Origin of the sequence: Dactylosporangium cerinum, assembly GCF_042653625.1 — a bacterium.
Lineage (GTDB): Bacteria > Actinomycetota > Actinomycetes > Mycobacteriales > Micromonosporaceae > Dactylosporangium > Dactylosporangium cerinum.
This window is the reverse complement of record NZ_JBHSIU010000105.1, coordinates 288,886-300,972: the sequence shown is the minus strand read 5'-3', so window position 1 is coordinate 300,972 and position 12,087 is coordinate 288,886. Positions and strand designations below refer to the sequence as shown.

At 71.4% G+C, this 12,087-nt stretch carries 13 protein-coding genes and 1 tRNA gene; 8 read left to right on the top strand and 6 right to left on the bottom strand.

Annotation, left to right across the window (positions count from 1 at the left end; genetic code table 11):
• Window positions 1-480 precede the first annotated feature (480 nt).
• The 3 genes from ACFPIJ_RS54005 to ACFPIJ_RS53995 form a co-directional block, all read right to left on the bottom strand.
• A tRNA-Leu gene (locus ACFPIJ_RS54005) sits at window positions 481-563 on the bottom strand.
• A 184-nt stretch (window positions 564-747) separates the two neighbouring features.
• The gene (locus ACFPIJ_RS54000; protein ID WP_203846703.1) at window positions 748-894 is read right to left on the bottom strand and encodes a GPGG-motif small membrane protein; all 147 of its coding nucleotides are present in this window, start codon (window positions 892-894) and stop codon (window positions 748-750) included.
• A 39-nt stretch (window positions 895-933) separates the two neighbouring features.
• A complete protein-coding gene (locus ACFPIJ_RS53995; protein ID WP_380127350.1) occupies window positions 934-1,575 on the bottom strand; it encodes a hemerythrin domain-containing protein in 642 nt (213 codons plus the stop codon).
• A 142-nt stretch (window positions 1,576-1,717) separates the two neighbouring features.
• Between ACFPIJ_RS53995 and ACFPIJ_RS53990 the strand changes: the two genes are divergently transcribed.
• From ACFPIJ_RS53990 to ACFPIJ_RS53980, 3 genes are all read left to right on the top strand, one after another.
• On the top strand, window positions 1,718-2,542 hold the full coding sequence (locus ACFPIJ_RS53990) for an SGNH/GDSL hydrolase family protein (RefSeq protein WP_380127349.1): 825 nt from the start codon (window positions 1,718-1,720) through the stop codon (window positions 2,540-2,542).
• An 83-nt stretch (window positions 2,543-2,625) separates the two neighbouring features.
• Window positions 2,626-3,927, top strand: a complete 1,302-nt coding sequence (locus tag ACFPIJ_RS53985) for a M20/M25/M40 family metallo-hydrolase (RefSeq protein ID WP_380127348.1) — start codon at window positions 2,626-2,628, stop codon at window positions 3,925-3,927.
• A 64-nt stretch (window positions 3,928-3,991) separates the two neighbouring features.
• Window positions 3,992-4,729: a hypothetical protein gene (locus ACFPIJ_RS53980; RefSeq protein WP_380127347.1), complete on the top strand. Its 738-nt coding sequence runs from the start codon at window positions 3,992-3,994 to the stop codon at window positions 4,727-4,729.
• A 484-nt stretch (window positions 4,730-5,213) separates the two neighbouring features.
• On the opposite strand, the gene ACFPIJ_RS53975 is transcribed toward ACFPIJ_RS53980, so the two are convergent.
• Genes ACFPIJ_RS53975 through ACFPIJ_RS53965 form a run of 3 tightly spaced genes read right to left on the bottom strand, consistent with a single transcriptional unit; the run spans window position 5,214 to window position 7,437 of the window.
• Window positions 5,214-5,405: a DUF5703 family protein gene (locus ACFPIJ_RS53975; protein WP_380127346.1), complete on the bottom strand. Its 192-nt coding sequence runs from the start codon at window positions 5,403-5,405 to the stop codon at window positions 5,214-5,216.
• A 12-nt stretch (window positions 5,406-5,417) separates the two neighbouring features.
• Window positions 5,418-6,455 carry a YncE family protein gene (locus tag ACFPIJ_RS53970; protein WP_380127345.1) on the bottom strand — a complete coding sequence of 346 codons (1,038 nt, stop codon included), beginning with the start codon at window positions 6,453-6,455 and terminating at the stop codon, window positions 5,418-5,420.
• Between the two features lie 10 nt (window positions 6,456-6,465).
• Window positions 6,466-7,437, bottom strand: coding sequence for an aldo/keto reductase (locus ACFPIJ_RS53965; RefSeq protein ID WP_380127343.1), 972 nt, complete (start codon window positions 7,435-7,437; stop codon window positions 6,466-6,468).
• A gap of 106 nt (window positions 7,438-7,543) precedes the next feature.
• Between ACFPIJ_RS53965 and ACFPIJ_RS53960 the strand changes: the two genes are divergently transcribed.
• The 5 genes from ACFPIJ_RS53960 to mshC all read left to right on the top strand — a co-directional run bounded on the left by ACFPIJ_RS53960 (window position 7,544) and on the right by mshC (window position 12,038).
• Entirely contained in the window at window positions 7,544-8,593 is a 1,050-nt protein-coding gene (locus ACFPIJ_RS53960) for an LLM class F420-dependent oxidoreductase (RefSeq protein ID WP_380127342.1), read from the top strand.
• Entirely contained in the window at window positions 8,590-9,288 is a 699-nt protein-coding gene (locus ACFPIJ_RS53955) for an MSMEG_4193 family putative phosphomutase (protein WP_380127340.1), read from the top strand. Before ACFPIJ_RS53960 ends, ACFPIJ_RS53955 begins: the two co-directional genes overlap by 4 nt.
• Before the next feature lie 52 nt (window positions 9,289-9,340).
• The gene (locus ACFPIJ_RS53950) at window positions 9,341-9,904 is read left to right on the top strand and encodes a DUF3090 domain-containing protein (RefSeq protein ID WP_380127339.1); all 564 of its coding nucleotides are present in this window, start codon (window positions 9,341-9,343) and stop codon (window positions 9,902-9,904) included.
• Window positions 9,905-9,909: 5 nt separating this feature from the next.
• Window positions 9,910-10,713, top strand: coding sequence for an SCO1664 family protein (locus tag ACFPIJ_RS53945; RefSeq protein ID WP_380127338.1), 804 nt, complete (start codon window positions 9,910-9,912; stop codon window positions 10,711-10,713).
• Between the two features lie 74 nt (window positions 10,714-10,787).
• Window positions 10,788-12,038 carry a cysteine--1-D-myo-inosityl 2-amino-2-deoxy-alpha-D-glucopyranoside ligase gene (mshC, locus tag ACFPIJ_RS53940; protein ID WP_380127337.1) on the top strand — a complete coding sequence of 417 codons (1,251 nt, stop codon included), beginning with the start codon at window positions 10,788-10,790 and terminating at the stop codon, window positions 12,036-12,038.
• Window positions 12,039-12,087 lie beyond the last annotated feature (49 nt).

Here is a 12,087-nt window from a genome sequence, read left to right as displayed (position 1 = left end):
GACCCCGTCGACGCCTGGCTGGCCCACCTCTTCGACCCAACCCAACGCGACCACACCATCGAAATGCTCACCCAGACCGCCACCGGGCCCGCCGGACCGGACCCGACCCGCGAGGCCGCCAATTTCACCATCGCCGAATGCGACATCAAACTCCAGCGGTACCGCGCCGCCCTCGAGGCTGGCGCCGATCCGGCCGTGGTCACCACCTGGATCGCCCAGGTCGAACAGGAACGCGCGGCCGCGGAAGCATTGCTGGCCGCAGGCCCGGGCACCGCGACGCGTCAGCGTCGGATGAGCCGCGACGAGATCTCCGACCTCGTCGCCGGGCTCGCGGACGCGATTGCCATCCTGCGCCGCGCCGATCCGGCCGACAAAGCCGAGGTGTACCGACAGCTCGGAATGCGGCTAACCTATGACCCAGAAACGCAAACGGTGGACGTCCAGACCAATGTCGGACGCCCACCGTGGGGCAATGGTACGTGTCGAAGGGGGGACTTGAACCCCCACGCCCTTGCGGGCACTAGCACCTCAAGCTAGCGCGTCTGCCATTCCGCCACTTCGACCTGCTGTGAACATCCTACCCGGTGACTTCCGCACCGCCCGGATGGCCGTCGGAGACATTACACGGTCCTGGAAGATCTTGGCGAATCGGGGGGTGTGACACGCGAAGGGCCCCGGCGGAGGGGTGGGTCGCCGGGGCCCTGTTTCGCTGGGGTGGCCGGTGGGGGAGCCGGTCACCCATGCTGGTCATACGTTGAAGATGCTCACGCCGCCGGGGCCGACGAGCAGGGCGACGACGATGAGGATGATGCCCCACAGGATCTGGCGGCGCAGGAGGGCGGCGACGCCGGCGATGCCGATGAGCACGGCGATGATCCACAGAACGGTTGCCATGATGGTGTAGTACCTCCGGGGTGAGATCGATAAACCTGATCAGCTGGCGAGGTCCTCCGGCCAGGTGGTGCGGCGGGTGAGGACGTCGCGGACCTTGTCGACGACGGCTACGGCCGGGTCGACGAGCTTGTTGAGCGGCGGTGCCGACGGGGTGTTCGGGTGGGGGCGGGTGGGTGCCGCGCCGCGGGCGATCAGGACCCGGTTGCCGAGCCGGACGAGCTCGGTGTCGGTGCACTGTTCGCGGAGACGGGGGAACACCTCCTCGCCGGTGCGGTGGGTGTGGTCGCGCACGTGTGTTGCGACCGCGTCCAGGACGGTGCGGTACGCCTCGTCCGCGGCGGACGTCACGTGCAGCTGCTGCAGCGCGATGAGCAGCTCGGCGTCGGCCGCGATCTCCTGGTCGGCGATCGGGGCGCCGTCGGGCAGGACGGCCTTGACCGTCGGATAGAGGTACTGCTCCTCCGCGGACAGGTGCCGGGCGAGCGTGGCGACGAGGACGTCCTCGATGTCCTGCGCCCTGGCCTTCTCCTGTGCACCGGGTGCCACGAGCCGCTCGCACAGCGACGTGAGCTGGCGGTGGTCCTCGTCGAGGAGGTCGAGCATGTTGTCGCCGCCGAAGTCGACATCGTCGTCTTCGATGCCCGGCACCGGTGGCAGCGGCGGCAGTGGTGCGGCGCTCACGAGGACCCTCCATCGATCGGTTTGCTGGTGTCGCATCGGTACCCGAGGCGCCAGTTCTTGAAACGGTGGGTTACTGGCCAGTACGCTGCCATGTATCACCTTCTATGGAAGGTCGGGGGGCCTGCCACGGAAAGGGGCCGCCATGTCCGTCACCAGGCGGGGACTGACCGTCCTCGCCGCCACCCTGGTTGTGCTGCTCGGGACCGCCATCCCGGCACACGCCGCCGCCGGGCCGCCACCCGGCTCGATCGCCAGCATGGGCGACTCCATCACTCGCGGGTTCAACGCGTGCGGATGGTTCGCCGATTGCCCGACCCGCTCGTTCAGTACGGGCAACAACTCCGCCGTCAACAGCCACTACCTGCGGATCCGGGCCCAGAACCCGGCCGTCGTCGCGTACAACGACGCCAGATCCGGGGCAAAGGTCGCCGACATGCCCGGCCAGGCGTCGACGGCCGTCTCGCAGCATGTCGCGTACGTCACGATCCTCATCGGCGCGAACGACGCCTGCACCTCCTCGGAGGCGTCGATGACCAGCGTGGCGGCGTTCCGGGCGTCGCTGGACAGCGCGCTGGGCACCCTCAAGGCCGGTCTGCCGGACGCGAAGGTGCTGCTCATCAGCGTGCCCGACCTGAAGCGGCTCTGGCAGGTGGGCAAGGACAGCTCCGGCGCGCGGACGGCCTGGGGGCTGTTCGGCATCTGCCAGTCGATGCTGGCCAACCCGACGTCCACCGCCGCGGCCGACACCGCCCGGCGGGATCGCGTCCGCCAGCGGGTGGTCGACTTCAACGGTCAGCTGGCCTCCGCGTGCACGGCGTACGGCGCGAACTGCAAGTACGACGGTGGTGTCGTGTTCGGCTACGGGTTCCAGCTGTCCCAGATCTCGACGTGGGACTACTTCCACCCCAACGCGTCGGGGCAGGCGGTGCTCGCCTCGGTGAGCTACGCGGCCGGCTTCGGCTGGTGAGTGTGTGACGGTCCGGTGACGTCTCGGGGTACGTCACCGGACCACCCGCCGAAATTGTCACAGCCGCCTGGTATGACTTCTCCATGGACGCCACCGACGAGGTCATCGAGCTCTGCCGCGACCTGCTGCGCATCGACACCACCAACACCGGCGACCTGGAGACCAGCGCCGGGGAGCGGCTCGCCGCGGAATACGTCGCCGAGAAGCTCGCCGAGGTCGGCCTGGAGCCGCAGATCCACGAGAGCGCGCCGGGCCGGGCCAGCGTCGTCGCCCGGTTCGAGGGCAGCGACCCCAGCCGCGATGCGCTGCTGATCCACGGGCACCTCGACGTGGTCCCCGCCGACGCGTCCGAGTGGTCCGTCGACCCCTTCGGCGGCGAGATCAAGGACGGCTACCTGTGGGGCCGCGGCGCCGTCGACATGAAGGACTTCGACGCGATGGTCCTCGCCCTCGTCCGGCAGATGCGCCGGGAGGGCCGCAAGCCCCCGCGTGACGTGGTGCTCGCGTTCGTCGCCGACGAGGAGGCGGGCAGCACCTATGGCGCGCAGTATCTCGTCGAGAAGCACGCACACCACTTCGACGGGGTGACCGAGGCGATCGGCGAGGTCGGCGGCTTCTCCGTGAGCGTCGGCGGCGACCAGCGGCTCTACCTCATCGAGACCGCGCAGAAGGGCATCGACTGGCTGCGCCTGCACGCCAAGGGCCGGCCCGGGCACGGCTCGATGATCAACGACGACAACGCGGTGACCGCGGTCGCCGAGGCCGTCGCCCGGGTCGGCCGGCACCGGTTCCCGGTGATCATGACGCCGACCGTGCGCACGTTCCTCGAGCAGGTCTCGGAGATCCTCGGCATCGAGCTCGACCTCGACGACCCCGAGCGGGCCGTGGAGAAGATCGGGCCGATCGCGATGATCATCGGTGCGACGCTGCGCAACACGGCCAACCCGACCCGCCTCGCCGCCGGATACAAGGACAACGTGATCCCGGGGCGGGCGTCCGCCACGATCGACTGCCGCACCCTGCCGGGCCAGTCGGAGCTGTTCGAGCAGCAGCTGCGCGACCTGGTCGGCCCGGACATCGAGCTGGAATACATCCACCGCCAGGCCGCCCTGGAGACCAGCTTCGACGGTGCCCTGGTCGAGGCGATGACGGCCGCGCTCAAGGCCGAGGATCCGGGTGCGCTGCCGGTGCCGTACATGCTCAGCGGCGGCACCGACGCCAAGCAGTTCGACAAGCTCGGCATCCGCTGCTTCGGCTTCTCGCCGGTGCGCCTGCCCGCCGACCTGAACTTCGGCGCGTTGTTCCACGGCATTGACGAGCGCGTTCCCGTGGAGGGACTACAGTTCGGCGTGCGAGTCCTCGACAGGTTCCTCCAGCAGTCCTGATCAACCCGATCAGTCCCGATCCGACAGCCGACACCGACAGCCACCAATCAGGGGGAGTCCCATCATGACCGACCGGCACGCGGAGCTTGACGCCGCGCTCGAGCGCGTGATCACGGCGGCCCGCGACCACCTTGCCGCGGTCAAGGCCGCCGACGGGCGGGCCGACGACGACGAGGTCTGGCGTGCCTACGTCGAGCTCAACAACGCCTCCAACGGCTATGACGAGCTTCTGCTCGACGCCTTCGGCGAGGTCACCCCGTGGGACGTCGAGGCCATCGACCCGGATGAGGCCGACCGCCAGTTCGGCGTCGGTATCGGCGGCGTCGACGGCACCGAGGCCGAAGACCCGCACCCGCAGATCATCTCCGTCCGCCAGCGCCGCGACTACCGCGTCCCCAGCGTGGCCGCGCTGCTGCGTCTCGCCGACGCCGCCCGCCGCACCAACCCGGGCGACGGCGACACCGCCGCCGTCGAGACCGTCGGCGAAGCCGTCCTCGAGCTGATGCAGGCCGGCGACGGCTCCCTCGGCGCCCTCGACATCCCCGAGCTCGAGTCCCTCGACGGCGTGGTCGTCGTCGCCGAGGTCGCCACCCCGCTCGACCCCGAGGCCTACGAGGACAACGACGGCACCGGCCCCTTCGCCGTCGGCGCCGAGGACCGGGTTGTCGACCGGCTCGACGAGCACGCGTTCGTCGACCTGGACGACGACCTGGACGAGGACGAGGACGAGGAGGGCGTCGGCATCGACGCCGGGCTGGGCGAGGCCCCGGGCCAGAGCTCTGAGCCCGCCGACCGCCGCTGACCCACCGCCCACCCGGCCGGCCACTGCTTACGTGGCCGGCCGGTTGGCGTTGGCGGGCGCCGGTTGGCGCCAGCTGGTCCGCGGTGGTTGGTTGGCGCCGGCTGGTCTGTGGCGTCCGCCCCGCGGTGGTTGGGTCACGACGGACGGGTAGCCGGCGCGCGGTTCGCGGTGGCTGGCTGACTGTTCTCCGGGGTGGTGCTGGGCGGTCTGTGGTGGCGGGTTCGCGGTGTGTGGCCTGCGGTGGTTGGGTCGTGGTGCGGCCCGGGAGCGGGTGCTGCGACCGTGCGCACGCCCGTCGCCGTGATCACGGAGCCTTGGTGGCGCACCGAATACCGCGACCCACGGGCCGCGCGTGCCGGAGCAGGGGCGGTGGGCCCTTCGGGGGACAAGGCACCGAAGAGTTCACCGGATGTGTGCGTGCCCGTGGCTGGTCCCCGTGCGGCGGAGGCGCGCACGATGGGGCGAAGCGGACGGGGGGCGGACCCTACGTGCTGAGGCCGGGCATGGTGTCGTTGGTGACTCTGCGGCGGAGCATGACCTGGCGGGTGCCGTCCGCGTAGAGGCGGACCCTGGCCAGCTCCCAGCCGCCGTACTCGGCCTGGATCGTCAGCTGTGCGTTGGCGGTGAACCGGTCCACGTTCGACGGCAGCCGCAACGGCACGTATTCGTAGTCCATGAACCGATATTGCTACGGCGAAATCCGCTGCACCAGCCCCTCGGCCGACCCGGCGACCACGACCGTGCCGGTCGACGGGTCCACTGCGACCGCGATCGGCAGGCGCGGTGTGGGGTGGCGGGTGACTTCGCGGGGCGTGCCGCCGGTCAGGTCGTAGCCCACGACCTCGTTACGTTCGGTGACCGTTACCCAGAGGGTGTTGTGGGTCGGGTCGTAGGCGGCGGCGTACGGAGTGCCGGGCACCGGAAAGCGTTGCCGCAGGATCAGCGGGCCGGTCTCGAAGGCGAGCAGCTCGCCGTCGCGGGCGTCGATCACCAGGAAGCGGCCGGTGCCGTCGCTGGTCACGGTCACGGCACCGTCGCCGGCGCGGAGGCCTTCCTTGCGGGCGCCGGTCGTCGTGTCGTACACGGTGAGTGACGTCTCGGCGGGGTCGAGCACGGCGAGGAGTTCGGCGACGACGGCGACGCCGCCGGGCCGGCCGCCCACGTGCAGGGTGCGGGTCACGGCACCGGTCGAGGAGAGGATGATCACGTCGCCGAGGGACGGGACGGCGACCGCGGTCCACCCCGACGGGTGCACGGCCAGCGCGGCACCGGCCCCGGCAATCGTCCACCGCGCCACCGCCACCGCCGACGGCGAAGACGGCGAAGACGGCGAAGAAGAAGCCGGCAAAGAAGCCGAAGGAGACGGCGAAGGAGAGGACGGCGACACGGTCAGCACGGTGCTACCGGACACGGCCCGGAACCGGCCGTCCGGCAGCGCCACCACCGCCCGCACCGGATCCGGGACAGGCACGGACGCGACCCGCGCCCCAGACGCATCCAGCACGACGAGCGAGGACGCCAGACCGACCGCGGTCAGCGACGAGCCGACCGCCACCGCGAGTGGCGGACCACCCACCGGGACAACGGTCCCAGCAGGGGAGACCGACGGCACCGGCGCCCAGGTCGGGGTCGGGACCGTCGCGTCGGGGCGGTCGACCGGAGCGCCGGCGTCGCACCCGGTCAGGAGCGCTACCAGTACCAACGACAACAACGAGACACGGCGCATGATGCGGCAATTATGTCTGGCGCTCCGGATAGCCCGACGTCGGCGCCGACACGTCGTCAAGGGCGGCCCGGATCTCCCGGGGCAGCTCGATCTCCTCGGTCTGCAGCGCGCCGAGGAGCTGGCCGACGGTGCGGGCGCCGAGGACCGGCGCGACCACGCCGGGGCGGTCGCGGACCCACGCGAGCGCGACCTCGAGGGGTGACACGCCGAGGCCGCCGGCGGCGGTGGCGACCGCCTCGACGATGCCGGCGCAGCGGTCGTCGAGGTACGGGGCGACGAACCGCTCGAAGTGCGGCGACGCGGCGCGGGAGTCGGCGGGGACGCCGCCGCGGTACTTGCCGGTGAGCACGCCGCGGCCGAGGGGGGACCAGGGCAGCAGGCCGATGCCGAGCGCGGAGCAGGCGGGCACGACCTCGCGTTCGATGCCGCGTTCGAGGAGCGAGTACTCGACCTGGGTGGAGACCAGCGGGGCGCGGCCCGGCCAGGCGGCCTGCCAGGTGGCGGCGCGGGCGGTCTGCCAGCCGGAGAAGTTCGACACCCCGGCGTAGCGGGCCCGGCCGGTCGAGACGGCCGTGTCGAGGGCGCTGAGCGTCTCCTCGAGGGGGGTGTCGGGGTCGTACCCGTGGACCTGCCAGAGGTCGACGTGGTCGGTGCCGAGCCGCTCGAGGGACGTGTCGAGGGCGCGCAGCAGGTGACTGCGGGAGCCGTCGCGGCGGCGGGCCATGCCTGGCCGCAGGCCCGCCTTGGTGGCGATGACCAGCTCGTCACGGGGCACGAGCCGGCCGACGAGGGCACCGATCACCGACTCCGCCTCGCCGTCGGCGTAGACGTCGGCCGTGTCCAGCAGCGTGCCGCCCGCGTCGCGGAACGTTTTGAGCTGGGCGGCCGCATCGTCGGCGTCGGTGTCACGGCCCCAGGTCATGGTGCCGAGGGCCAGCCGGGATACCGCCAGCCCGCTACGGCCGAGCGGTCGCTGTTGCATAGGTGGAACGATACGGCCGGATCCCACCGGAGGCGGGTAGGTGGGCCCCCCGCTACCCTTGGTGCCGCCCCGTGCAGGGTCGCACGGGGGACCCTGGGAGGCAGTTGTGCGACTCGCGTTGAACCTCGGCTATCTGGCCGCGTGGAATGATCCGGCCGGCCACCTGGCCCTCGCGCAGGAAGCCGACCGGCTGGGTTTCTCCTGCGTGTGGGTGGCGGAGGCGTACGGGTCGGACGCCCCGTCGATGCTCGCCTGGTTCGCGGGCCAGACCGAGCGCATCGAGCTGGGCTCCGCGGTGTTCCAGATTCCGGCCCGCACGCCGGCGATGGCGGCCATGACCGCGGCCACGATCGACAAGCTGTCCGGCGGCCGGTTCCGGCTGGGTCTCGGCGTGTCGGGGCCGCAGGTGTCCGAAGGATGGCACGGTGTCCGGTTCGGCAAGCCGCTGCAGCGCACGCGCGAGTACATCGACATCGTCAACCTGGCGCTGACCCGCAAGACCGTCGCCTACGACGGCCAGCACTACCAGCTGCCGCTGCCCGACGGCCCCGGCAAGGCCCTGAAGCTGACGCTGCACCCGACGCGCGACCACGTGCCGGTGTACCTCGCCGCGGTCGGCCCGAAGAACCTCGAGCTCGCCGGTGAGGTCGCCGACGGATGGCTGGCGATCTTCTTCTCGCCCGAGTTCGCGCCGGAGTCACTGAAGTCGATCGAGGCGGGCCGGGTGAAGGCCGGCAAGACGCTGGACGGCTTCCAGATCTCCGCAGGGGTACCGGTGGTGATCGGCGACGACCCGCAGATGTGTGCCGAGCTGGTCCGGCAGTACGCGGCGCTGTACGTCGGCGGGATGGGCAGCCGGGAGCAGAACTTCTACAACGCCCTCGCCACGCGGATGGGCTACGGCGACGCGGCCCGCGAGGTGCAGGACCTGTACCTGGCCAGGAAGCACCGTGAGGCGGCGGCCGCGATCCCGTTCGAGTTCATCGACCGGACCTCGCTGCTCGGGCCCGTCGAGCGGATCGCGGAGCGGCTCCAGGCGTATCAGGAGGCCGGCGTCACCGAGATCGCGACCCTCATCTTCGGCGACCATGAGCACGGCATCCAGACCATGCGGCAGCTGGCTCGGGCGTGGGAGATGGCAGGGTTGTCCCTGTGACGACAGTTCTCCTGCTCCGGCACGGCCGCACCACCACCAACGCCAGCGGGGTTCTCGCCGGTCACCAGCCGGTCGGGCTCGACGACGTGGGGCAGGCCCAGGCCCGCGCCGTCGGCGACCGGCTCGCCGCGGCGAAGCTGCCCCTGGCGGCGGTGGTGTCGTCACCGTTGCCGCGCTGCCGGGAGACGCTGTCGCTGGCACTTCCCGACTTCTCCGATATTTCGGTGGACGACGGCATCGTTGAATGCCGGTACGGCGACTGGACCGGACGGCCGCTGAAGGAACTGGCCAAGGAACCCCTCTGGGCCACCGTGCAGGCGCACCCCTCGGCCGCCGTGTTCCCGGGGGCCGACGGCGAGTCGATGGCCGTCATGTCGGCCCGGGCGATCGCGGCGATCCGTGGCTGGGACGCCCGGCTGTCGGAGTCGCACGGCGCGGACGCCGTGTGGCTGGCGTGCAGCCACGGCGACATCATCAAGGCGATCGTCGCCGACGCGCTCGGCATGCACCTGGACCTGTTCCAGCGCATCGCGGTCGAACCGGCGTCGGTGACGGTCATCCGTTACACCCCGTTGCGGTCGTTCGTCCTGAGATTGAACGACACCGGGGGAGATCTCGCCCCGTTCGTACCAAAAGTCGATGACGAGCCGACGTCGGATGCTGCCGTCGGGGGCGGTTCGGGCGGTTCTGTGTGATCTTGGCGCCCGCCCTCGGCGGTCACCCTCGGGTGCGGATAGAGTTTTCAGCATGAGCCACCAGGTGTACGCATTCGAGCCGCCGGAGCGGTTCGTCGCGGGAACCGTGGGTGCGCCGGGGGAGCGGACCTTCTTCCTGCAGGCGCGCGGTGGGGGGCGCCTGGTCAGCGTCGCCCTCGAGAAGGTGCAGGTGACGCTCCTCGCGGAGAAGCTCGAGGAGCTCCTGCTGGAGGCGCAGCGCCGCTTCGGCGTCGACCTGCCCGCGACCGCCACCGTCGACACCAGCGACAACGAGCCGCTCGACACGCCCCTCGACGAGGAGTTCCGGGTCGGCACGCTCGGCCTCGCCTTCGACGTCGACACCGCGACCGTGGTCATCGAGGCCATCGCCGTCGGTGACGACGAGACGGAGGAGGTCGAGGAGGAGGACGACGACGAGCTCAGCACCGCCGACCGCGACCGGCTCCGGGTCCGGCTGACCCCGCAGGCGACCCGCGCGTTCATCGACCGGGCCAAGCGGGTCGTCGCGTCCGGCCGGCCGCCGTGCCCGCTGTGTGGTCAGCCGCTCGACGCCCGCGGGCACCTCTGCCCGCGCCACAACGGCTACCGCCGGTAGTCGCCGTGCCGGCACTGCCCCAGGACGAGGCGCTGGAGTTGCTCCGCCACGGCACCATGGAGCTCGAGGGCCGGCTGATGGACGCGTCCAACGCGACGCTGCGCGCCGTGATCACGCACGGTTCGACCGTTGCCCGGTGCGTGTACAAGCCCGTGAGCGGCGAGCGCCCCCTGTGGGACTTCCCCGACGGCACCCTCGCCGGCCGTGAGTACGCGGCCTGGCTGCTGTCCGAGGCCACCGGCTGGTCGGTGGTCCCGCCGACCGTCCTGCGCGACGGGCCGCTCGGCGCCGGCATGGTGCAGCTGTGGATCGACGACGAGCTGCAGTGCGACGACGCGATCCTCGGGTTCGTCCCGGCGGGCAAGGTCCCCCGCGCCTGGAAGCGGGTCCTGACCGCGCGCGACGAGCGGGGCCGCCCGTTCGTCCTCGCCCACGACGACGACCCGCGGCTGGCCCGGATGGCGGTCTTCGACGCCGTCGCCAACAACGCCGACCGCAAGGGCGGGCACATCATCGACACCGTCGACGGCCGCGTCCACGGCGTCGACCACGGCATCTGCTTCCACGCCGAGGACAAGCTGCGCACCATCCTGTGGGGCTGGGCTGGCGACCCGCTGCCCGACGAGGCCGTCGAGGTCTTGGAGAAGCTGCGCGCCCAGTACACGGCCGGGCTCGCCGAGGCGCTGTCGGAACACCTGACCGCCGCCGAGGTCGGGACGGTCGCGCTGCGGATCAACCAGCTGCTGCAGGCCAGGCGCTTCCCGGCACCCGACGAGGACCGGCACGCCATCCCCTGGCCGCCGATGTGAAGGTCTGTCTACGCTAGGTTCGTCACACCTGTTTCCCCAGTGTTTCAGCACGTCCCCGCGGATAGTCTTGGCAGATGGATTCATGGTCGGCACCGGCGGTGCCCACGCTGCCCCGCACCGCTGCCGGTGCGACCACGCTCGCCCTGTTCGACTCGGCCCGCCGCGAGATCGCGCCGGTCCTGATCGAGGGCCGGCCGGCGACCATGTATGTCTGCGGCATCACCCCGTATGACGCCACCCACCTCGGGCACGCCGCCACCATGATCGCCTTTGATCTGGCCAACCGGGTCTGGCGCGACGCCGGTCTCGACGTCGACTACGTGCAGAACGTCACCGACGTCGACGACCCGCTGCTGGAGCGGGCGGCCCGCGACGGCGAGGACTGGGTCGTCCTGGCGATGCGCGAGACCGCCCTGTTCCGCGAGGACATGGAGGCGCTGCGGATCATCCCGCCGAAGCGGTATGTCGGTGCCGTCGAGTCGATCCCGCGGATCGCCCGCCAGGTGTCCGCCCTGCTGGCCAGTGGCCATGCGTACGTGCTGGAGGACGGCACCGGCGACGTCTACTTCAGCGTCGCCACGGCGCCCGGCTTCGGCGGCGAGTCCAACCTGTCCCGCACCGAGATGCTCCGCCTCGCCGCGGAGCGCGGCGGCGACCCGCAGCGCCCCGGCAAGCGCGACCCGCTCGACCCGCTGCTGTGGCGCGGCCTGCGCGAGGGTGAGCCCGCCTGGGACGGCGGCGACCTCGGCCCCGGCCGCCCCGGCTGGCACATCGAGTGCACCGTCATCGCCCAGAGCCTTCTCGGCGACACCATCGACGTGCAGGGCGGCGGCAACGACCTGCTGTTCCCGCACCACGAGTGTTCCGCCGCGCACGCCGAGGCGCTCAGCGGCAAGGCCCCGTTCGCCACGCACTACGTGCACGCCGGCATGATCGGCCTCGACGGCGACAAGATGTCCAAGAGCAAGGGCAACCTCGTCTTCGTGTCCCGCCTCCGCGGCGACGGCGTCGACCCGATGGCGGTGCGCCTGGCCCTGCTCGCCGACCACTACCGCAACGACCGGCAGTGGACCGACGACGTCCTCAAGACCGGCCAGCAGCGGCTGTCGCGCTGGCGGCAGGCGGTGAAGGCCGGCATCGGCCCGGCCGGGATCGAGCTGCTCGAGCAGCTGCGGGAGCGCCTGGCCGACGACCTTGACACCCCCGGCGCCCTCGCCCTGGTCGACACCTGGGTCGACGCCACCCTCGCCGACGCCGGTGAGGACCGCGACTCCCCGGCGGTGGTGCGCCTGGCCGTCGACGCGCTGCTGGGCATCAAGCTGTAGCCGGCGTCGTTGAAGGTTTGCGTGGGTGGGCCGGCCTGATCGCCGCGCC